The organism is Escherichia sp. MOD1-EC6162, from assembly GCF_002965125.1.
Lineage (GTDB): Bacteria > Pseudomonadota > Gammaproteobacteria > Enterobacterales > Enterobacteriaceae > Escherichia > Escherichia marmotae.
Window position 1 is genome coordinate 65,060 of record NZ_PTSB01000001.1, and the last position, 23,575, is coordinate 88,634.

14 protein-coding genes are annotated in these 23,575 nt (G+C 50.8%); 8 read left to right on the top strand and 6 right to left on the bottom strand.

Features of this window, described 5'->3' with window-relative positions; genetic code table 11:
- Positions 1–361: 361 nt before the first annotated feature.
- Together rcsD and rcsB are read left to right on the top strand one after the other, a co-directional pair.
- On the top strand, positions 362–3,034 hold the full coding sequence (rcsD, locus tag A9587_RS00335) for a phosphotransferase RcsD (protein WP_001516742.1): 2,673 nt from the start codon (positions 362–364) through the stop codon (positions 3,032–3,034).
- 16 nt (positions 3,035–3,050) lie between these two features.
- On the top strand, positions 3,051–3,701 hold the full coding sequence (gene rcsB, locus A9587_RS00340; RefSeq protein ID WP_001516743.1) for a response regulator transcription factor RcsB: 651 nt from the start codon (positions 3,051–3,053) through the stop codon (positions 3,699–3,701).
- Positions 3,702–3,836: 135 nt separating this feature from the next.
- On the opposite strand, the gene rcsC is transcribed toward rcsB, so the two are convergent.
- Positions 3,837–6,689: a two-component system sensor histidine kinase RcsC gene (gene rcsC / locus A9587_RS00345; protein WP_105263878.1), complete on the bottom strand. Its 2,853-nt coding sequence runs from the start codon at positions 6,687–6,689 to the stop codon at positions 3,837–3,839.
- A 166-nt stretch (positions 6,690–6,855) separates the two neighbouring features.
- Here rcsC and atoS point away from each other — a divergent pair, with 166 nt between their 5' ends.
- The 6 genes from atoS (at position 6,856) to atoB (ending at position 14,106) form a co-directional block, all read left to right on the top strand.
- Complete coding sequence (atoS, locus tag A9587_RS00350; protein ID WP_061090395.1) at positions 6,856–8,682, top strand: two-component system sensor histidine kinase AtoS; 1,827 nt, start codon at positions 6,856–6,858, stop codon at positions 8,680–8,682.
- Positions 8,679–10,064, top strand: a complete 1,386-nt coding sequence (atoC, locus tag A9587_RS00355) for an acetoacetate metabolism transcriptional regulator AtoC (RefSeq protein ID WP_000125306.1) — start codon at positions 8,679–8,681, stop codon at positions 10,062–10,064. The genes atoS and atoC overlap by 4 nt, the downstream gene beginning before the upstream one ends.
- 195 nt (positions 10,065–10,259) lie before the next feature.
- Entirely contained in the window at positions 10,260–10,922 is a 663-nt protein-coding gene (gene atoD / locus A9587_RS00360) for an acetate CoA-transferase subunit alpha (RefSeq protein WP_000850523.1), read from the top strand.
- Positions 10,922–11,572 carry an acetate CoA-transferase subunit beta gene (atoA, locus tag A9587_RS00365; protein ID WP_000339068.1) on the top strand — a complete coding sequence of 217 codons (651 nt, stop codon included), beginning with the start codon at positions 10,922–10,924 and terminating at the stop codon, positions 11,570–11,572. Before atoD ends, atoA begins: the two co-directional genes overlap by 1 nt.
- The gene (locus A9587_RS00370) at positions 11,569–12,891 is read left to right on the top strand and encodes a TIGR00366 family protein (RefSeq protein ID WP_000580268.1); all 1,323 of its coding nucleotides are present in this window, start codon (positions 11,569–11,571) and stop codon (positions 12,889–12,891) included. Before atoA ends, A9587_RS00370 begins: the two co-directional genes overlap by 4 nt.
- A 30-nt stretch (positions 12,892–12,921) precedes the next feature.
- Positions 12,922–14,106 carry an acetyl-CoA acetyltransferase gene (atoB, locus tag A9587_RS00375; RefSeq protein WP_105263879.1) on the top strand — a complete coding sequence of 395 codons (1,185 nt, stop codon included), beginning with the start codon at positions 12,922–12,924 and terminating at the stop codon, positions 14,104–14,106.
- Positions 14,107–14,179: 73 nt separating this feature from the next.
- On the opposite strand, the gene A9587_RS00380 is transcribed toward atoB, so the two are convergent.
- Genes A9587_RS00380 through A9587_RS00400 form a run of 5 tightly spaced genes read right to left on the bottom strand, consistent with a single transcriptional unit; the run spans position 14,180 to position 23,451 of the window.
- Positions 14,180–14,956, bottom strand: a complete 777-nt coding sequence (locus A9587_RS00380; protein ID WP_001225842.1) for a YfaP family protein — start codon at positions 14,954–14,956, stop codon at positions 14,180–14,182.
- A 4-nt stretch (positions 14,957–14,960) separates the two neighbouring features.
- On the bottom strand, positions 14,961–16,610 hold the full coding sequence (locus A9587_RS00385; RefSeq protein ID WP_001516748.1) for a YfaQ family protein: 1,650 nt from the start codon (positions 16,608–16,610) through the stop codon (positions 14,961–14,963).
- The gene (locus tag A9587_RS00390) at positions 16,611–21,209 is read right to left on the bottom strand and encodes an alpha-2-macroglobulin family protein (RefSeq protein WP_105263880.1); all 4,599 of its coding nucleotides are present in this window, start codon (positions 21,207–21,209) and stop codon (positions 16,611–16,613) included. It abuts the gene before it with no gap.
- Entirely contained in the window at positions 21,143–21,766 is a 624-nt protein-coding gene (locus tag A9587_RS00395) for a DUF1175 domain-containing protein (RefSeq protein WP_105263881.1), read from the bottom strand. The genes A9587_RS00390 and A9587_RS00395 overlap by 67 nt, the downstream gene beginning before the upstream one ends.
- Positions 21,763–23,451, bottom strand: a complete 1,689-nt coding sequence (locus tag A9587_RS00400) for a DUF2138 domain-containing protein (protein ID WP_105263882.1) — start codon at positions 23,449–23,451, stop codon at positions 21,763–21,765. The genes A9587_RS00395 and A9587_RS00400 overlap by 4 nt, the downstream gene beginning before the upstream one ends.
- Positions 23,452–23,575 lie beyond the last annotated feature (124 nt).

The window sequence follows — 23,575 nt, forward strand, 5'->3', positions numbered from 1 at the left end:
TGAATGTCTGTTTACCCCTATTTCAACCGGATGCATCGCATCCGGTTTTTTTTACCCTTCTTTACACAACTTTTATTTTCTTGTGCTACCCATGCAAAATTATAACAACTGTTAATAATTTCACATAAAATTAACAATATTATAATTCCCCGCCATCTTTCCTTATTTGTAATTAACTTTGTTCTTTTTGCAGATTATTTGTACAAAAAAATGCCGCATGTACATCTCTTTCCCATCGTGCAAAAGGATAAATATCATTGGGGAAGAGAGAACCATCTATCTGGTAATAGTCTGGAATTTCGCTCTATACCCTTTATACTGCCCTATCACTTCGAGAAGTTTTAACAGGTCATAAACACGAATGCGTCAGAAAGAGACAACGGCCACGACCCGCTTTTCACTCCTACCGGGGAGCATTACCCGCTTCTTTTTACTGTTGATCATTGTGTTACTTGTGACGATGGGAGTGATGGTACAAAGCGCCGTCAACACCTGGCTAAAAGATAAAAGCTACCAGATTGTCGACATTACCCATGCTATACAAAAGCGTGTCGATACCTGGCGTTACGTGACCTGGCAGATCTACGACAACATCGCTGCGACGACTTCGTCTTCCACCAGTGAAGGTTTGCAAGAGACGCGTCTGAAACAGGATGTCTATTATCTGGAAAAACCACGCCGCAAAACAGAAGCCCTGATCTTTGGTTCTCACGACAATTCAACGCTTGAGATGACCCAACGAATGTCTACTTATCTGGACACATTATGGGGCGCAGAAAATGTACCGTGGTCGATGTATTATCTGAACGGCCAGGATAACAGCCTGGTGTTGATCTCTACTCTGCCATTAAAAGATCTCACTTCTGGTTTCAAAGAGTCGACCGTCAGTGACATTGTCGACTCACGTCGCGCGGAGATGCTGCAACAGGCCAATGCACTGGATGAACGCGAAAGTTTTTCTAATCTGCGTCGTCTTGCCTGGCAGAACGGCCATTACTTTACCTTGCGTACCACCTTTAACCAGCCAGGACATCTGGCGACGGTGGTTGCATTTGATCTGCCTATTAATGACCTGATCCCGCCGGGGATGCCGCTGGATAGCTTCCGTCTTGAGCCAGAAGCGGGCGCAACGGGTAACAATAATAATGAGAAAGAAGCCGCAGACAGCGTCAGCATTAACTTCAACAGTTCTAAAATTGAAATCTCTTCGGCGCTCAACTCCACCGATATGCGATTGGTCTGGCAGGTTCCTTACGGCACTTTACTGCTGGATACATTGCAAAACATTCTGCTGCCACTGCTACTGAACATCGGTTTGCTGGCGCTGGCGCTTTTTGGTTATACCACCTTTCGCCATTTCTCCGGCCGCACCACGGAAAGAGCCCCCAGTACTGCAGTGAATAACGAACTGCGTATTTTGCGGGCAATAAATGAAGAGATTGTGTCACTCCTACCGCTCGGCCTGCTGGTTCACGATCAGGAATCGAATCGCACAGTAATAAGCAATAAGATTGCCGACCATCTGCTACCGCATTTGAATCTGCAAAATATCACCACTATGGCAGAGCAACATCAGGGAATCATTCAGGCGACTGTTAATAACGAACTGTATGAGATTCGCATGTTCCGCAGCCAGGTAGCGCCGCGTACACAAATCTTCATTATTCGCGATCAGGATCGCGAAGTGCTGGTAAACAAGAAACTCAAGCAGGCACAGCGTCTGTATGAGAAAAATCAGCAGGGCCGGATGGCTTTTATGCAAAACATTGGTAACGCACTGAAGGAGCCAGCCCGGGGGCTTGCAGAAAGCGCAGCAAAACTTAACTCGCCGGAAAGCAAACAACTGGCGAATCAGGCGGACGTATTAGTACGACTGGTTGATGAAATTCAGTTAGCGAACATGCTGGCGGACGATAGCTGGAAGAGCGAGACTGCGCTTTTCTCCGTGCAGGATTTAATTGATGAAGTGGTGCCTTCTGTATTGCCTGCGATCAAACGCAAAGGTCTGCAACTACTGATTAACAATCATCTGAAAGCACATGACATGCGCCGTGGCGATCGTGATGCCTTACGCCATATTTTACTGCTGCTGATGCAATATGCCGTCACCTCAACGCAACTGGGGAAAATTACCCTCGAGGTTGATCAGGATGAATCCTCCGAAGAACGTCTGACTTTCCGTATTCTGGACACCGGAGATGGTGTAAGTATTCATGAAATGGATAATTTGCATTTCCCGTTCATCAACCAGACCCAGAGCGATCGCTATGGTAAGGCAGACCCGCTGGCATTCTGGTTGAGTGATCAACTGGCGCGCAAACTGGGCGGTCATTTAAACATCAAAACACGGGACGGCCTTGGTACACGCTACTCCGTGCATATCAAAATGCTCCCGGCAGACCCGGACGTTGAAGAGGAAGAGGAACGTTTACTGGATGATGTCACCGTGATGGTGGATGTAACTTCTACAGAAATTCGGAATATTGTCACTCGCCAGTTAGAAAATTGGGGTGCAACCTGTATCACACCCGATGAAAGATTAATTAGTCAGGATTATGATATCTTTTTAACGGATAATCCGTCTAATCTTACTGCCTCTGGCTTGCTTTTAAGCGATGATGAGTCTGGCGTACGGGAAATTGGGCCTGGTCAATTGTGCGTCAATTTCAATATGAGCAATGCTATGCAGGAAGCAGTCTTACAATTAATTGAAGTGCAACTGGCGCAGGAAGAGGTGACAGAATCGCCTATGGGTGGAGATGAAAATGCGCAACTCCATGCCAGCGGCTATTATGCGCTCTTTGTAGACACAGTACCGGATGATGTTAAGAGGCTATATACTGAAGCAGCAACCAGTGACTTTGCTGCATTAGCCCAAACGGCTCATCGTCTTAAAGGCGTATTTGCCATGCTAAATCTGGTACCCGGCAAGCAGTTATGTGAAACGCTGGAACATCTTATTCGTGAGAAGGATGTTCCAGGAACAGAAAAATACATCAGCGACATTGACAGCTATGTCAAGAGCTTGCTGTAGCAAGGTAGCCTATTACATGAACAATATGAACGTAATTATTGCCGATGACCATCCGATAGTACTGTTCGGTATTCGAAAATCACTTGAACAAATTGAGTGGGTGAATGTTGTCGGCGAATTTGAAGATTCCACAGCACTGATCAACAATCTGCCGAAACTGGACGCGCACGTGTTGATTACCGATCTCTCCATGCCTGGAGATAAATACGGTGACGGGATCACCTTGATCAAATACATCAAGCGCCATTTCCCAAGCCTGTCGATCATTGTTCTGACCATGAACAACAACCCGGCAATTCTTAGTGCGGTACTGGACCTGGATATCGAAGGGATCGTACTGAAGCAAGGCGCGCCTACGGATCTGCCGAAAGCCCTCGCCGCGTTGCAAAAAGGCAAGAAATTTACCCCAGAAAGCGTTTCTCGTTTGCTGGAGAAAATCAGTGCCAGTGGTTACGGCGACAAGCGTCTCTCGCCTAAAGAGAGTGAAGTACTGCGCCTGTTTGCAGAAGGTTTCCTGGTTACCGAGATTGCCAAAAAGCTCAACCGCAGCATCAAGACCATTAGCAGCCAGAAGAAATCCGCGATGATGAAGCTGGGCGTCGAGAACGATATCGCCCTGCTGAACTATCTTTCTTCTGTTACCTTAAGTCCGGCGGATAAAGAGTAATTTAGCCAGCCAACAGGTCGGATGCGGTGTAAACACCTTATCCGGCCTACAAATCCCAATATTTCAATAGATTGCACAAACGCAGGCCTGATACGACGTGCCAGCGTCGCATCAGACATTTACACCGACCACACCCTACGATGATTTCCGCGCTTTCCTGACTCTTTCGGCATACATCGTCAGCGTCTGTTTTATGACATCCAGCGTCACCGGCTTCGACAGACAACTATCCATCCCGGACTCCAGGCATCGCTGCTTCTCTTCGGCCAACGCATTGGCTGTCACCCCGATTACCGGCAATGTTAGCCCCAATTGGCGGATACGCTGCGTTAACCGGTAACCATCCATATTCGGCATGTTAACGTCACTAAGCACGATATCAATGTGATTCTTGCTAAGAACATTAAGCGCATCGATACCATCATTCGCGGTCTTACACTGATAACCCAACGATCCGAGCTGATCGGCCAATAAGCGACGGTTAATAGGATGATCATCAACCACCAGAATCATCATGTCGTCGTTGCTGGTAGACTCTTTGTCAGCCAGCGGCAGAACGTTGCCAGGAGCATCATTTTCCATCTCAACCCGATAGATACGCGCCAGTAGCACAGGCAGTTCATGCGACGAAGCAACGCTATGCTCCCATTCACCGGGCGCTCTTTCCAGCGGAATGCCAATATGTCGGCGGCAGAAAGTCACCACCGCTCTGCCCTGCCATTTTTCACTCAGCGGCTCATCAGTAATCAACACATCCTCAGGTGACGGTTCCTGACCTTCATATGTTGTAACGACTACACCACTGCGCTGCAAACTGGTTTCGATAAATTGGCATAGCGACGCATTGCGTACCGCCAACCAACAGCGTTTACCCGTTAACCCTTCAACGCCTTTTTTATGTGGATATTGTGCGCCGTACAGTGGAATACGCACGGTAAACTGGCTTCCCATACCAGGTTCAGACTCCACCGAGATGTCACCGTCCATCATGCTGATCAATTTTTCACAAATCGCCAGCCCCAGACCGGTTCCCTGGAAGTTACGCTGAACGCCTGTCCCCACCTGGAAGAAGGGATCAAACAGCCGCACCACTTCTTTCGCCGGGATACCCACGCCGGTATCGCGAACGCGAATAGAAAGATAATCACCATCGGCACGGACATGCAGAACAATGCAGCCGGTATCGGTAAATTTTATGGCGTTACTCAACAGGTTGGAGATGACCTGCTGTAAACGCATCGGATCACCGTTTAAAGTTACCGGCACATCCGGTTCAATAAAGCAGTACAAACCAAGTTGTTTACGCACCACCAGCGGCAAATAGTTGGCGGTGATATGGTTCATCACTTCACGCGGTGAAAACTCACGCGGTTCTATCTTCAACTGTTCCGATTCAATCTTCGAAAAATCGAGAATGTCGCTGATAATTTTCAACAGCAGACTGGAAGAGTTGTTCATTGCCGTCACCAGACGGTCAACGCCTTTCGGTAACTCTTTAGTTTGCAATAGATCCAGGTTACCGATAATGCCGTACAGTGGTGTACGCAGCTCGTGGCTGACGGTAGCAAGGAACATCGATTTCGATTGGCTCGCCTGTTCTGCTGCCTGCGCCATCTCTTGCAGCGACTCTTCCATCTTCACACGTGAAGAAACATCGACAAGTACGCAAATCGCCACGTTTTCATTACGATAGCGCGAATGGACGAAACTGATTTGCAGATTGGTATTGTTGCTGGTCAGGACATCGACAAAATTGACCTGTTGACCGCAAATAATTTGCGTCAGCCGCTGGCGATCCTCATGCGTAAGCATATTGAGATAGGTATGCGCCAGTTCGTTACTCAAAATATTGACGCCATCAGCGGTACGCAAAATGCAGATCCCGACCGGCGCGGAGGCGACAATCTTGCGGTTAAACTGCTCATGCTCCTCCAGACGCTGGGCGTCGCTTTCCGCCGGAATGAAAATACGCCGCTCATACATCCGCGCGAGAGTAAACAACGCCGCCCCGGTGATCACATTGAGCAAAATCGCGTTGAGGATCAGCATACGTATGCGTTCCAGCACCTGATCAACGGGCACCGAGTAAACAATGCTTAACGATGACGGCGGCAGATTTTTCTTCAGCACCAGCTCATGGAAACCTGGTGTATAACCGAACCAGGAGCGTTCCTGCATCCAACGCGGTTCAGCTTTGATTTTACTTTCCGGTCCGGTCAACGAAATCAGGGTATGACCATTCTCATCAAGGATGGTGACTCCCATCGGTAATGTACCCGGTAAAAAGAAGTTCTCCATCCGAATGGTTTGTTCAACGCCCAACAAGGCCTGCAAACGGTTCGCCAGATAAACCGGCGTCAGCGCGTAGAAATACCCGACGCCAGGGCGCGGGCCTTCGCTGATCCAATAGAGGTTGCTGCCACTGTCATCCTGCGGCGCATTACGATACTTATTGATGCGCTCATGCAGAGCTTTCAAGGCGGTATCGCGTTCGACAGGCATATCACGCAAACCAAAGTTTGCCATGCAGAGGTTATCGCTGCCGATCAAAAATACGCGGTTGAGATCGTAAGCTGCAGAGAAATTATCGCGCCAGTAGCGCATAAACCATGCCAGCGACTCCAGAGATCCCCGCCAGGTGTTACTCATCGCGGAACAGTCAGAATCGGCAAACAGCGGTTCGAACTCGGGCACATCCGTTTGCGTTTCCCGCCCACGCGGGGAAAGTACGCCGTTTTCTGCAGACAAGCGATTTTCGGCAATGTACTTCAGCTCTTTCATCACATCAGAAGTGCGTTGGATAAACCGCTGAGCCTGATCGGAGCTCAGGTTAAATTCCTGACGAATCTCAGATTCTCGCTGATGCAGAGCATTGACGATGTAAAACACTGATGAGAAAGCAATCAACAGCCAGAGCAATAACGCCAATGCTCTGAACATATAGCGCGAAACTTTCAGGGTTGTACGAAAAGAAGCAAGGTATTTCAAAGGGGCGAAGCTCCGCCTCAGGTGACCGATGGAGTGTGGTTAAGGTAGCGGTAAAAACGTGCCACCGCAATGTTCTGTCATCCCAGTAATATGATACACCGCCGAGAAATCATCACCTTAACCCCCGATAATCGTCATATACCGGACAAGATTGGTGGATTTCAGCATGAATTATATGAAGTGGATTTATCCACGCCGCTTACGCAATCAAATGATCCTGATGGCAATCCTGATGGTCATTGTCCCAACGCTTACTATTGGTTATATCGTAGAAACGGAAGGACGTTCAGCAGTCTTATCTGAAAAAGAGAAAAAACTTTCTGCCGTGGTCAATCTGCTTAATCAGGCGCTAGGCGATCGCTACAATCTCTACAACAACTTACCGCGTGAAGAGCGTATCCGCGCATTGAACGCAGAACTTGCTCCCATTACCGAAAATATCACTCACGCCTTCCCTGGGATAGGTGCTGGTTATTACAACAAGACGCTGGATGCGATAATCACCTACGCGCCTTCAGCGCTATATCAGAATAATGTGGGCGTTACTATCGCCGCAGATCACCCTGGTCGCGAAGTAATGCGTACAAATACACCTTTAGTTTATTCAGGCAGGCAAGTTCGCGGCGATATTCTGAATTCAATGATTCCCATTGAACGTAATGGTGAAGTCCTCGGTTATATCTGGGCCAATGAATTAACCGAAGATATTCAACGCCAGGCCTGGAAAATGGATGTGAGGATTATCATTGTGCTCACCGCCGGTTTGCTGATTAGCCTGCTGTTGATTGTGCTCTTCTCCCGTCGCCTGAGCGCCAATATAGATATCATCACCGATGGCCTCTCGACTCTGGCACAAAATATTCCTACCCGATTACCACAATTGCCCGGTGAAATGGGGCAAATCAGCCAGAGTGTTAACAACCTCGCCCAGGCACTGCGTGAAACGCGGACACTTAACGATCTGATTATTGAAAACGCTGCCGATGGCGTCATTGCCATTGACCGCCAGGGTGATGTAACCACCATGAACCCCGCAGCAGAAATCATCACTGGCTATCAACGTCATGAACTGGTAGGGCAGCCTTACGCCATGTTGTTCGACAATACTCAGTTCTACAGTCCTGTACTGGATACGCTGGAACATGGCACCGAACACGTGGCACTGGAAATCAGTTTTCCAGGCCGTGACCGCACCATTGAACTCAGTGTCACTACCAGTCGTATTCATAACACGCATGGTGAAATGATAGGTGCTTTGGTGATTTTCTCTGATTTAACTGCCCGAAAAGAAACCCAACGCCGCATGGCGCAAGCTGAACGCCTCGCCACCCTGGGTGAACTGATGGCAGGCGTGGCGCATGAAGTACGTAATCCGCTGACGGCTATCCGTGGTTATGTGCAGATCCTACGCCAACAAACCAGTGACCTAATACATCAGGAATATCTGTCCGTTGTGCTCAAAGAAATCGACTCAATTAACAAAGTCATTCAGCAATTGCTCGATTTTTCACGCCCACGCCACAGTCAATGGCAACAAGTCAGCCTTAATGCATTGATTGAAGAAACTCTGGTACTGGTGCAAACCGCCGGAGTACAAGCGCGGGTCGACTTCATAAGCGAACTGGATGATGAATTAAGCCCGATTAGCGCCGATCGTGAACTGCTCAAACAGGTACTACTGAATATCCTGATCAATGCCGTCCAGGCTATCAGTGCACGAGGGAAAATTCGCATTCGAACCTGGCAGTACAGTGACTCACAACAGGCCATTTCGATAGAAGACAACGGCTGTGGCATTGATCTCTCGCTGCAAAAAAAGATCTTCGATCCCTTTTTCACCACCAAAGCCTCAGGAACAGGGCTTGGTCTGGCGTTAAGTCAGCGCATCATTAACGCCCATCAGGGGGATATTCGCGTGGCCAGTTTGCCGGGCTGCGGCGCAACCTTCACCCTTATTTTACCGATCAACCCGCAGGGAAATCAGACCGTATGACCGCTATTAATCGCATCCTTATTGTTGATGATGAAGATAATGTTCGCCGTATGCTGAGCACCGCTTTTGCACTACAAGGATACGAAACACATTGTGCGAACAACGGACGCACAGCATTACAACTGTTTGCCGATATTCACCCTGACGTGGTGTTGATGGATATCCGCATGCCAGAGATGGACGGCATCAAGGCACTAAAGGAGATGCGCAGCCGTGAAACCCGAACCCCCGTTATTCTGATGACGGCCTATGCTGAAGTGGAAACCGCCGTCGAAGCACTACGTTGCGGTGCCTTCGACTATGTTATCAAACCGTTTGATCTCGATGAGTTGAATTTAATCGTTCAGCGAGCTTTACAACTCCAGTCAATGAAAAAAGAGATCCGCCATCTGCACCAGGCACTGAGCACTAGTTGGCAATGGGGGCACATTCTCACCAACAGCCCGGCGATGATGGACATCTGCAAAGACACCGCCAAAATTGCCCTTTCTCAGGCCAGCGTCTTGATTAGCGGTGAAAGTGGCACCGGAAAAGAATTGATTGCCAGAGCGATTCACTACAATTCGCGGCGGGCAAAGGGGCCATTTATTAAAGTCAACTGCGCGGCGCTACCGGAATCGTTGCTCGAAAGTGAACTGTTTGGTCATGAAAAAGGCGCATTTACTGGTGCACAATCCTTGCGTCAGGGATTATTTGAACGCGCCAACGAAGGTACTCTGCTCCTCGACGAAATTGGCGAAATGCCGCTGGTACTGCAAGCCAAATTACTACGCATTCTTCAGGAACGGGAATTTGAACGGATAGGCGGCCATCAAACCATAAAAGTTGATATCCGCATCATTGCTGCCACCAACCGCGACTTGCAGGCAATGGTTAAAGAAGGCACTTTCCGTGAAGATCTCTTTTATCGCCTTAACGTTATTCATTTAATACTGCCACCTCTGCGCGATCGTCGGGAAGATATCTCCCTGTTAGCTAATCACTTTTTGCAAAAATTCAGTAGTGAGAATCAGCGCGATATTATCGATATCGATCCGATGGCAATGTCACTGCTTACAGCCTGGTCATGGCCGGGAAATATTCGTGAGCTTTCCAACGTCATTGAACGCGCCGTCGTGATGAATTCAGGCCCGATCATTTTTTCTGAGGATCTTCCGCCGCAGATTCGTCAGCCTGTCTGTAGCGCTGGTGAGGCCAAAACAGCCCCTGCCGGTGAGCGTAATTTAAAAGAGGAAATTAAACGCGTCGAAAAACGCATCATTATGGAAGTTCTGGAACAACAGGACGGCAACCGAACCCGCACGGCTTTAATGCTGGGCATCAGTCGCCGTGCATTGATGTATAAACTTCAGGAATACGGTATCGATCCGGCGGATGTATAACACCAAAACTTGCTATGCAGGAATTTGCACAGTGCGCAAATTTCTGCATAGCCGAACATTCACCTTCGTCATCCCCTTCTAATTTACCCTTTATTATTCAACCAGTTAAAAAACAACAGCAAATATTCTCATTCTGGCACTCCCCTTGCTATTCCCTGACTGTACCCACAACGGTGTATGCAAGAGGGATAAATAATGAAAACAAAATTGATGACATTACAAGACGCCTCCGGCTTCTTTCGTGACGGCATGACCATCATGGTGGGCGGATTTATGGGGATTGGCACTCCATCCCGCCTGGTTGAAGCATTACTGGAATCAGGCGTTCGCGACCTGACATTGATAGCCAATGATACCGCGTTTGTTGATACCGGCATCGGCCCGCTCATCGTCAATGGTCGTGTCCGCAAAGTGATTGCTTCACATATCGGCACCAACCCGGAAACAGGTCGGCGCATGATATCTGGTGAAATGGACGTCGTTCTGGTGCCACAAGGTACGCTAATCGAGCAAATTCGCTGTGGTGGTGCCGGACTTGGTGGCTTTCTCACTCCAACCGGTGTCGGAACCGTCGTAGAGGAAGGCAAACAGACGCTGACACTCGACGGCAAAACCTGGTTACTTGAGCGTCCACTGCGCGCCGACCTGGCGCTAATTCGCGCTCATCGTTGCGACACACTTGGCAACCTGACCTATCAACTTAGCGCCCGCAACTTTAACCCCCTGATTGCCCTTGCGGCTGATATCACGCTGGTAGAGCCAGATGAACTGGTCGAAACCGGAGAGTTGCAACCTGACCATATTGTCACCCCTGGTGCCGTTATCGACCACATCATCGTTTCACAGGAGAGCAAATAATGGATGCGAAACAACGTATTGCGCGCCGTGTGGCGCAAGAGCTTCGTGATGGTGACATCGTGAATCTGGGCATTGGTCTGCCGACGATGGTCGCCAACTATTTGCCAGAAGGCATTCATATCACTCTGCAATCGGAAAACGGTTTTTTGGGGCTAGGCCCGGTGACAACGGCACACCCTGATCTGGTGAACGCTGGCGGACAGCCATGCGGTGTTTTGCCTGGAGCAGCCATGTTTGACAGCGCCATGTCATTTGCACTGATCCGCGGCGGCCATATTGATGCCTGCGTGCTCGGTGGTTTACAGGTAGACGAAGAAGCCAACCTCGCAAACTGGGTAGTGCCTGGGAAAATGGTGCCCGGTATGGGTGGAGCGATGGATCTGGTGACCGGGTCGCGCAAAGTGATCATTGCTATGGAACATTGCGCCAAAGATGGTTCACCAAAAATCTTGCGCCGCTGCACCATGCCGCTCACTGCGCAACACGCGGTGCATATGTTGGTAACAGAACTGGCAGTCTTTCGTTTCGTTGACGGCAAAATGTGGCTCACCGAAATTGCCGACGGATGTGATTTAGCCACCGTGCGTGCCAAAACCGAAGCTCATTTTGAAGTAGCCACCGATCTGAATACGCAACGGGGTGATTTATGATTGGTCGCATCTCGCGTTTTATGACGCGTTTTGTCAGCCGGTGGCTTCCCGATCCTCTGATCTTTGCCATGTTGCTGACGTTGCTAACATTCGTGATCGCGCTTTGGTTAACACCACAAACGCCGATCAACATGGTGAAAATGTGGGGTGACGGTTTCTGGAACTTGCTGGCGTTCGGTATGCAGATGGCGCTTATCATCGTTACCGGTCATGCCCTTGCCAGCTCCGCTCCGGTGAAAAGCTTGCTGCGTACTGCCGCCTCCGCTGCAAAGACGCCCGTACAGGGCGTCATGCTGGTCACTTTCTTTGGCTCAGTCGCTTGTGTCATCAACTGGGGATTTGGTCTGGTTGTTGGCGCAATGTTCGCCCGTGAAGTCGCCCGGCGAGTACCCGGTTCTGATTATCCGTTGCTCATTGCCTGCGCCTACATTGGTTTTCTCACCTGGGGCGGCGGCTTCTCTGGCTCAATGCCTCTGTTGGCTGCCACACCGGGCAACCCGGTTGAGCATATCGCCGGGCTTATCCCGGTGGGCGATACTCTGTTCAGTGGTTTTAACATTTTCATCACTGTGGCATTGATTGTGGTGATGCCGTTTATCACCCGCATGATGATGCCAAAACCGTCAGACGTGGTGAGTATCGATCCGAAACTACTCCAGGAAGAGGCTGATTTTCAGAAGCAGCTACCGAAAGATGCCCCACCATCCGAGCGACTGGAGGAAAGTCGCATCCTGACGTTGATCATTGGTGCACTCGGTATCGCTTACCTGGCGATGTACTTCATCGAACATGGTTTCAACATCACCATAAATACCGTCAATCTGATGTTTATGATTGCGGGCCTGCTACTGCATAAAACACCAATGGCTTATATGCGTGCTATCAGTGCGGCAGCACGCAGTACCGCCGGTATTCTGGTGCAATTCCCCTTCTACGCCGGGATCCAGTTAATGATGGAACACTCAGGCCTCGGCGGACTCATTACCGAATTTTTCATCAATGTCGCAAATAAGGACACCTTCCCGGTAATGACCTTCTTTAGCTCTGCGCTGATCAACTTCGCCGTACCTTCTGGCGGTGGTCACTGGGTTATTCAGGGGCCATTTGTGATACCCGCAGCCCAGGCACTGGGCGCAGATCTGGGTAAATCCGTAATGGCGATCGCCTACGGCGAGCAATGGATGAACATGGCTCAACCGTTCTGGGCGCTGCCAGCACTGGCAATCGCCGGACTCGGTGTCCGCGACATCATGGGCTATTGCATCACTGCCCTGCTCTTCTCCGGCGTCATTTTCGTCATTGGTTTAACGCTGTTCTGACGGCAACTCTACAGACAGAAGGAATATAAAATGAAAAATTGTGTTATCGTCAGTGCGGTACGTACTGCCATCGGTAGTTTTAACGGTTCACTCGCCTCCACCAGCGCTATCGATCTAGGGGCAACGGTGATCCAGGCCGCCATTGAACGCGCAAAAATTGACTCACAACACGTAGATGAAGTGATTATGGGTAACGTCCTGCAGGCGGGTTTAGGGCAAAACCCGGCGCGTCAGGCATTGCTTAAAAGCGGGCTGGCAGAAACGGTGTGCGGATTTACGATCAACAAAGTGTGTGGCTCGGGTCTGAAAAGCGTGGCGCTTGCCGCCCAGGCGATTCAGGCCGGTCAGGCGCAGAGCATCGTCGCGGGTGGAATGGAGAACATGAGTTTAGCGCCCTACTTACTCGATGCAAAAGCACGCTCAGGTTATCGTCTGGGAGACGGACAGGTTTATGACGTAATCCTGCGCGATGGTCTGATGTGCGCCACCCACGGTTATCATATGGGGATTACCGCCGAAAACGTGGCCAAACAGTACGGAATTACCCGTGAAATGCAGGATGAACTGGCACTAAATTCACAGCGTAAAGCGGCAGCGGCAATTGAATCTGGTGCTTTTACAGCCGAAATTGTCCCGGTAAATGTCGTCACACGGAAGAAAACCATCGTCTTCGATCGCGATGAATTCCCGAAATCAGATTCTACTGCAGAAGCTCTGGCTGCATTGCGCCCGGCCTTCGACAAAGCCGGAACGGTCACTGCCGGGAATGCTTCAGGCATTAACGACGGTGCTGCCGCACTGGTGATTATGGAAGAATCGGCGGCGCTGGCGGCAGGCCTTAAACCACTGGCTCGCATTAAAAGCTATGCCAGCGGCGGCGTGGCTCCCGCGTTGATGGGAATGGGGCCAGTACCTGCCACGCAAAAAGCGTTACAACTGGCAGGGCTGCAACTGGCAGATATTGATCTTATCGAAGCCAATGAAGCGTTTGCTGCGCAGTTCCTTGCCGTAGGGAAAACCCTGGGCTTTGATCCTGAGAAAGTGAATGTTAACGGCGGGGCTATCGCGCTCGGGCATCCTATCGGTGCCAGCGGTGCACGTATTCTGGTCACTCTGTTACATGCACTGCAGGCACGCGATAAAACGCTGGGGCTGGCAACGCTATGTATTGGTGGTGGTCAGGGAATTGCGATGGTGATTGAACGGTTGAATTAATAAACAAAAACGCCCGATAGCGAAAGTCATCGGGCGTTTTCTTAAACAACGACAGTGAAGGTAACCTCATTAATTACCAGTCAAAACTTTTCACCAGCGTCAGTTCACCAGCATTACGCATCGGGACAACAAAAGTTTCCTGTTTTTCATTGACCGAGCCTTCATCAGTGATGAGCGTCAGTTGAGCAGTCGTCAATTCCGTTTCGCTGCGTCCGCCATAGTAGTTGATATACACCTGATAGCGCCCGTGAATCGGCGCAGGCATAGCGAAAATCTCTGGTCCGTAACCTGTCGTGACATCCATATCCAGTGCGCCACTATTTTTCAGCGCTGTATTACCGTACCAGGCGTGTTCACCATCCGGCGTGACGACATGGAGATCGAGATCGGTATTATCCGTATCCCATGAAAGAACTAACCGTAAACGCGCGCGAATTGCACCAGCCCCCGGTGTAGAGTAAAACTGCATTTTTTGTCGGCTTTGCCCATCAGGGCTGATGACCTGCACACTGTTGCTGCCTTCGGTAAAAATATAAGGGCGCGCAAATGAACCATCAGATTCAATTCTCTGCGGCATACTGGCACCGTTGACCACCAATCGCCCCTGCTGGGTTTTGCCCGCCGCAGCATAATTTTTTATTTTGCCGCGGATCTGCGCAGAGATATTTTGATCATCAGCCATATTGACGGACGACGCGGGGTAATTGATCGATTGTGAAAAACTGGCATCTTCACCCTCTGCCGGATGCCAGCCAGAAAGCGGTGCATCAATTTCGACTTCCTGCACTCCTTCGCTGTGGGCAACAGGCGAAAGTGCCACCAGTAACAACGGAAGAAATATCTTTCGCATAGCATTAGTCCATTAATAATTGTCGGGTCAGCGCTTCGATATAGTTCTCATCCAGCCCGGTGGGGTATCCATCAAAGGCAAGATGCAGGTACTCATGAGTTAAATCCAGTCGATCCTGAAGTGTAAAAAAATTACGAATAAATAGCCTTTTTTGCTGCCGATCGGTATAGGGGAACCCCGAGACTAAACGGCACACCGCGAATACGTCTGGCTCGTTGTACCCCGTCTCGTCTTGTAACGCGCGCCGCCACTGTGGCATTTTTTCCGCCAGCCAGGCTTTCGCTTTCGGTAATAACTGGCAAGTAGAGCGTGGTGCTCCCCAGCGGCTAAGGCTGTTGTCGGGATAAGCAAAGGCGAGTATCTGGTCGTAACGCTCTCCCTGCCCCGCCTGGACGGTGGCTTGCCGCCAGGACAGCGTTCCTTCAGCAGCGCGACTGCCATGATAATGAACCGGATCGCCCGCATAGATGAGATCCTGCGTCCAGGCGGTCATCGTCCGCGCGCCCGTGGTGGCTGGCGAAGCAGAAACGCGCTGAGTGGCGCTGCTGTCCGGGATTGTCAGGCAATCGCCTTCCCGATCGGCGTTTTGCTGTAAAAATGTGCGAATCGCCACGGTCATGGCTTTCGCTGCCTCAGGGGGCGTACTTTTCGCCTCGCGATCCAGCACTCTGGCAACGTACTCTTCACGATCGAGATGCGACTGCAATTTTAGTTTGCCATTTTCCGTAAGTAAGGTCGTCTCACCGTGGCTGACCAACGTAATATGGTTACCATTGGCAAACGTCACTCGATAGCGCCCATTGAGCACGCCGGGTTTTACTGCCGTCGTACTCTTTTCCGCAGTGATTTTTTTCACCGGATAACGAGCAAACAGATCCACCAGTACACATTGCCCACTGGCAACTTGCGTCGGTACAGGCAAAACCTGATTAAGAATCGTCGCGTAACGGGTCAATACCGTTTTGCTGGTGCCGCTGCCTGTAACCCATAGCGGCGTACCATCAGTTAACCAACCAGCAAAACCGCCCTGACGGATTTCCTGTTTATCATCGGCAAACCAGCTCCAGGTTTTCACTCGTACCCGACTACCGAGCATGGACGCTACGCCAATTTTCGAATCGTCCAGCACCACGTCCAGTAATATTTCCTGGGCTTTGTTTTGCGCAGGTAACGTCGCCAGTGAATCAAGCAACGATTTAACGGTTACCGACGTTTCGGGTTTCAGCGTAGAAAGCGATGCTAACCAGGTTGGTGCCTGGCGCTGTTGCCAGTATTGCCCCCACGCATCCGCACCGATGTGCAACCGCTGCGGCGAAAAGTAGAGACCACAGGAACGCACCAACGCCGTTTCGCGCGTAATGCTCTCCCCCGCCTGACAGCAATAGACTTCTTCCGGAGAGTTACCGCGACACTGGTAGGGCTGCTCCGGCTGATGAGTATCCTCAAGCCAGGCATAAACATACAGCTTCCATAAGCTCCCTAACGGCGTAGTGAGCGTGTCAGGTAGCGTAGAGACGTTTGTCACGCCCGATGGCGTCAACTGATACAGTTGATCATGCTGCGCCCCCCGCAGTGCCAGTTGTAACGGCGTCTCCTCCGCAAACGTTGACAGCGTAACCAGCGTCAATAGCCAGACGATTCTGCGCCAGTTCACTTATTTCACCTGCATCCCGCGCCATTCGCTACCTGCCGCAACGCTTTGCTGCGCAGGCGCATAGGAACGCACATAACGAACGGGCGGTAGAACGAATTGCCCTTTTTGCGAGAAGCGCAGCAGATGGTGGAAAGTGACCGTTCCTGCAAATTCTTTCACCGGCACCATATAAGCCAACTCGCTCATTTCATTACGCGCTTTTTCCAGCAACTGCCCCTGCTGTTTCGCGGTGTTGGGCTTGTTGACTGAGATGCCCCACGTTGTCCGTTCAACATCAGCTCCCGGCGGTAGCGGTACTTCCACCTGACCGTAGCGCAGCGGCGCATCCTGCTCACTGGTGAGAGTGATTTCATCGAGATACAGCGCATCGCTGTCAATCTCACTACTGGTAACCGGCTGCAGAGTAAAGCTCATCTCTTCATCCCCCGGGATCAGCCGATACAACTGGCGTTCAACGGTCACCGGAATGTTACTTTGTTGAGCAGTTTTTGCCGGTTCACGCCAACGGATCTGCACGTTTTGCGACGATAATTCGTCACCAAAAGAGAGAATGTCTGGCACCCCCTGACCAACCCAACGCCAGTATTCGCCCCCGCCAGTCGCCTTTTGTTTAGCCCATGCGCCCGCAGGTGCGGGTAACACTACGGGAGGCATCGCTGCCATATATTTCGCCAGCCAGTTCATGGCCAGTGCACGTTCGATACTGGATTGCTGGGCGGTTAAACCACTTAAAATGGCCGCAGCCTGGGTGGAGTCGCCACCGCTATTAAGCAACACAACCGTGTGCGCCAGCGGTTGGTTGCTGTTTGCCGCTTTATCCCACGCATACTGCTGGACCTGTGGCATGACAGTGGACTTCAACTGTGCTTTTTTCAGTAACGTCATGGTTAAAACGTTTGCCACCGCATCCGCCAGCGGAGACTCTGGCGCATCGAGGATCAGGCTATCATTGATATCACGAGTGTCTTCCTCTGAGAGCGCTTTGATTTCTTTCCGGGAAACCGCTTCATCCAGCCCTTTCAGCAACGTTTTGCACGGCAGATTCATCTCCTGCGCCCACGCCAGCACCAGCGCCCGATGCAGTAACGGCATGTTATCCGCCTGCTCTGCGTAGCTGTCGAGCATATGCTGCCAGTATTCAGGTTGTTGCGTTACGCCAAGCGCCTGACTGGCCTGCCAGTCGGCATACCATGCCCATGCTGTCAGGAAGGCATCGCCATTGCCATCTTCACCCCACCAGGTAAAGCGCGCGCCTGGCCCCGCCAGTTGCATCAGCCGCAAACGGTTATCCTGAATCATCTGACGAATGTCGTTGGCGGCAGCACTCTGATGATCGGCAAGCGCACGCCAGGCAAGGCTTAGGGGGAGCAGACGGCTACCGGTGTTGATTACGCCCCCCCAGGGTTCATCGACTAACGCGTCGAGGTTATTACGGAAAATCTCCTGCGGCGTTTCGCTGCTTTGTAGTCGGATGTTACTCGCCAGCTCTGGCAACATCAGCGTGTTATCGCCACCGCCGAGCATGACGTTTTTCTGCTGTTCAACGGACCAGGTGTTATCAACAAAAGACAGTTTTGTGCTAATGCTGTCCTGCACTTGCCCATTTTGTTGCAATTCTGCGCTTAGCAAACCAGATTGCTGAATGTCCTGCGTCAGCAAAATATAGTTAGCCCCTTTATGCAACGTCAGCGTCTGGCGCATTTCAACACCCGCAAATTTACTTACCAGCTCTACCGGTTCGTTATCCTGCTGACTGAAAATAAACAGCCCTGCCGCCGGTTTGTCGCCCAGGCGATACACCGTTGGCATACTCCACTTCATGTAGAGATTTTTTTCCGAGCGCAAATAAGCACGCCCCTGCCCGACCAGCCCGTCGCCGTTCATCCCACGTGCGGTAATGCGCCAACGGGTTAACGAATCCGGCATCAGGAACGTGAAATATGCTTTGCCTTGTTTGTCCGTTGTTAGCGATGGCATCCATGCCGCGGTATCAACCTCTTCGCGCCGTGGGCGTTCCAGCATTTTCACTCGCCGCTCGCTGCGGTTTGTTGCTCCTGGCGCAACCGGCTCGCTGGAGAGTGCCTGGTCGTAGCTGATAAATGACAGGCTGGAACTGGTACGCACATTGTTACGCCCCAGCGGATAGAAAAATTTGCCGATATTTGGCGCAATCTCCGGTTGCAGCGCGTAGATCATTTCATCGACCACGCCAACCGTTAGTTGTGCAGAAACAGGTTTGCCCTTCAGCAATGAGGTTAATTCCACATTTACCAGTTCGCCTGGCTGGTAATGGGGTTTGCCCGTTTTCACCCGAATATCTAACTGGGGAACGGCGACTTTGATCCCGGCATTCTGAAAACTGTACTGCCCGTTACGGGTATACAGCACCGAAAAGGTGATATTAGGCGCAAAGGTATTACTCACCGGAACGCGGGCTTCATACTGGGTATCGTTTAAACGTTGCAGTGTTAGCCAGCTTGCTGGTTGCGATAACAGCGACCGCTGTTCAACGCGATCACGCTCCAGCGTCAGCAACGCTTCATCAATCGGTTCCGGGAAAGTGATCAGCATCTTCGCGGTTTCGCCGGGCTGGTAGAGCGTTTTATCCGCCACAATATCTACCGTACCGGTATGCGCCATGCTGCCCTTACCGCTGACCGCATGGCTTAACCCGGCGAGGATCAGGCCGTCTTTATCACGCAAAGTCAGATTGTAGTTGCCGGGTTTATCGAAATTAACGGTGAAGGATTTACCGCCAGACGCCAGGTCACCGCTGTAGCTTGTGCGGTCTTCCAGACGCAACCACTCGTACTTAACGGGAACCTGTTTTGAAGCCTCCAGCGCGGCATAACGGAATACCACCGGCTCGCCACTTTTGCTGTATTGTGCGGCGGTGCTTAGTGTGTAATGTGCAAGACCGCGTTCAATGAGGATCTCTTTGGTGGTGGTAACACGATACGCCGCGCCGTCGCTGGCGGAGACAGTTAATAAATAACGGCTCGGTTTATCGGCAGCGGGAAGATTTAACGCCACATGACCGCTATCGTCTGAAACCGTTTCGCTGCCTTCAAGCGACACCGGGAAACGCCCGGCATAACGCAAATCGTTGCCAACCATCGACAATTGTTGGGCGCGCAAACTTAACTGCACCCGAGCATTTTTTACTGGCTCACCATCCGGGTAGAGCAGTTGTAGTTTACCGCTGACCGCTTCGTCAGTTTTGAAATCTTTTTTGTCGAGGGCTAAGCCAATCTCAAAATGCGGTTTGATGTAGTTTGCCACGCGAAAACTGCTGCTATAGACCTGGTTGCGGTAAGCCAGGCGTAACTCATAACCTCCGGCAACGGCATTTTCTGGCAGGCGGAAACTCCCCTGCCCGCCATTACGCGCATCAAGCGCGACATTGACGGTTTGCAACAGACTACCGTTGGCATCCAGCACCGAGAGTTTCGCCGGAGCACTTACGATGGGGGATGAATGCAGCGGGCCGTGAAACTCGCGCCCCATCACTTTGACATCAACACGGTCGCCTGCGCGGTATAGCGGGCGGTCGGTAAAGATATACAAACGGGTGTTATAGGTTTCGCTTTCGTAGAAGAAATTCTCGGATACAAAAACGCCGCCTTCAGCATCTTTACCAAGAATGTATGAACGTTCAGGCGATATATGTTGTAACTGCAAGGCACCGCTGTCATCAGTAACGCCGCGAGTCATCACGCCAAAACCGTCAGTCCACAGGATCTCGGAGCCAGGCTTCGCTTCACCCTGCTTTTTGCCAGCGGTCCACACCAGAAGTTCGTTACCCGACACTTTGCTGAGCGCCACGGTATCGGAAACAAATACCACTGTTGTCGCCCGATAACTGCCTACCATCGCCTCGACGAGGTACAGTCCAGGCTCTTGTTTGCCGAGAGGAATATAGACATTGCCCGGCTGCGGCGAGATGAAATTACTGGATGCACCGTCCAGTTTTACGCCTTGTTGTGGCTCGACTGGTTTTGCCTGCCATAGTGGGTAACGAAACTGCTCCACCAGCGGATATTTCTTCAGCGGTGAAAACGGGTTGTTTTGTACATAACGGGAAGGTTTGATGATGGCATTGCCAAGCTGCAATTCCGGTAATGCCTGAGTTACATTCTGCCGCGACTGAGAAGAGAAAGAACGCTGCATCACGCGGCGAGATTTGCCGTACCAGTTATCCCACAGCCAGGTCAGCGTATTGTTCAGACCGTCGCCCAGATATTGCGGCTGTACCACAATGCGATGCAGGTTTTTCTGCTGACGCAGGAACGCTATTGGGTCAGGAATACGATACAGGCGAACATCCACGCCGCCGTATTCTTCCATCTGATAACGCCGATAATCACGCCCCGGAGCTTCCAGCCGCACTTTAGCCTCTTCATTGCTGCTAAAACTGCTGTCAGCGAGCAAAAAGAATGTTCCCCCGGCAGGTGGCGCATAATTGCTGGAAGGGAGTGAGTCATCAGCGTTAACAAACCCCGTCCCTGCGAGAGACAAGCACAGACAGGCCGCTATCGCACCAGAAAATTTAAACGATAAATGCCAATAAAATTGGGATTGGAATCGTTGGGTATCCATCGGGTGTCCTTCCATGTCATAAGTTGTTGCAGACTGACTGCGCGCATTCCGTTGTCAGTTTTCGTAGCGCTTCCGGTGTGGTAGATGACGTAACGCCCCATCCAGACCATTAAGTGCTGGGCATCGCCCTGATCGAAAAAAATCATATCGCCAGGCTGCGCCTGGTTTATGTCCAGGCCAATAAAATGGCTGTTGTACTGAATCAAATTAATCGCTGTCACATAGGGGCCGGTTTTGTCGTTCCCCTGATTCCAGTTTTGTGCCAGTTGCCGCTGTTCAGGTGTTAGCGTCATCTCTGGCGGCAAATACTGACTTGCTATACCGTTACTTTTTAGCCATTTGCTGTCGTGAACTTTCAGTGCCTCGTTCGCCGCAAAGCGCACCAGTCCCGCACAATCCTGCTGATACCAACGCGGACTTGGCCCCTGGCGTAGTTGTTCTTGTGCAATGCGCACAAACCAGGCGCGAAATAGCCCCGATTGTTCGACATTCAGCCTTTCGCTATGGGCAACAAAACAACACAGCCAACAGATCAGCGCCAGCAACCCGTGTCTCATAGTGGCTGCCAGGTAATGGGTATCCACTGCCAGGCGGCACCGGGTTCCATCTGAGCCAGCTTTATGACATAGCGAGGTTGTTGAGATAAAGCGTCCAGCTTCGGCATTAATAAAGTTTGCGCGGCATTATAAAAAACCGGTTCGAGGTTCTTCGGCAGACTGGTCAGCGTTTCGTTGCGCAACAATTTCGCCACGCCTTGCGGATTCACATAAACCGGAACCACACCACCGACCGGAATTACATCCACCATTGCCGGTCGCGTTTTATTCAGTGTTTGCAATGCGTTATTCACCAGCGTGTCATCCAGGGAGAAAAGCAACGTTTTATTTTGCATCGCCAGCGACACACGGAAAAAGGACGCTGACATAAGTTGTTCAGGTTGTGCTGCCTGTGCGGCTGGGTACTGGCCGTAACGAGAACTGACTTCCCGACGCCATATTCTGGCCTCTCCTTGTTGTGTTTCCGTCACCGGCAGTACACCTTCCGGCGCTTTGCTTTCGTGCGCGCCGATATTTTGGCTAAACAGTTTCCCTGGTAGTTGCGCCTGTTCGGCTGTGCCATCAAACTGACCAACAAATAACGGTGTTTGCAGTTTTGAGTCTTCATACCAACACAGTCCGGCTGTACCATCTAACGCCCCGTTCAACTTGTCGTTTTCCTGGCTGATGTGCGAAAGCATCTCTTCGGCAATACCGTGCGAATACGGCACAGCTACGCAGAAGCTGGCACCAGCAGGCATACTGTTCCATACCGGAGTGAAATCGAAACTGGCATCTACACTGGCGGATCCATCATTTAATGCCAGAAAGCTGTGCCAGCCGTCGTTGTTCATTTCGAAGCGCACACCGGCAAAAGATGGGATAAGTCGCTGGTAGCCAAAGCCCAGCAAATTTGCGCTAACCACGATACGCTGACGTACTGGTGTTTTTCCGGCAGTACGCTCTTCCAGGCCAAAGCGGGTTTCCCAGCGTTTTTTGCCGCTCAACAAATCACTCGCGATCGCCGTCGCTTCGCTATCCTGCTGGTCGTCTTTAAACAGCATATCCGTACTGGAGAAAACCAGCATTTTGTCCTGATAAGTCGTGAACATCAGTGTGTTATTGCTGTTATAGCGCAACTGATAAACAGGAATAGTTTCATTATTTATCTTGATGCTGCTGATTTCCGTCTTGCTTAACTGGCTGTCGCTGGTGGCAGCAAACAGTAACGGTTCCAGTAATTTACTTAAGCCACTGCGCTGAATCAGCACCATATAATGTGAAAGATGTCCCTGTTTATCGTGCCACAGCGCCGCCTGCGCAGGCTGGTCTAACAACGAGGAAAATAACTTATCTTTCAGCGTGAGATCGTGTTCATAGACAATGCGGCGAATGCTGCCTTCAATGCCCAGACGGTCGGCATGGTTCTGATAATAAAAAACAAAATCTTCGCTTAAAACATCATGGAGAAAAGGAATTGTGAGGAGATCTTTGGGGAGCTGGCTTAGAGAGTCGCTGTCGAGAAAGAGGTCCGGCTCATTGAGATCGATTTGCAGATTGTTGTGCACCACCAGTGGTGACAAGGTTTTTTCTGCTCCACTGCCAGTGTATTGCAATGCCCAGACGCCTGCGGAAAGCAGTGCTATTGCCCCAAAACCTACAAGGCCATAAAACCGCCAGCCTTTCGCCTTTTTTTCACCACTCATTGCCACATTCCTTGTGTAAAACCAGCCATTTTTTATGGGCGATGTAAAACTTTATCGCGCCCTAATACGACAAAAGCCCAGACTTTGCAGTCTGGACTTTTCAATTCAAAAAAGGGAAACAGCT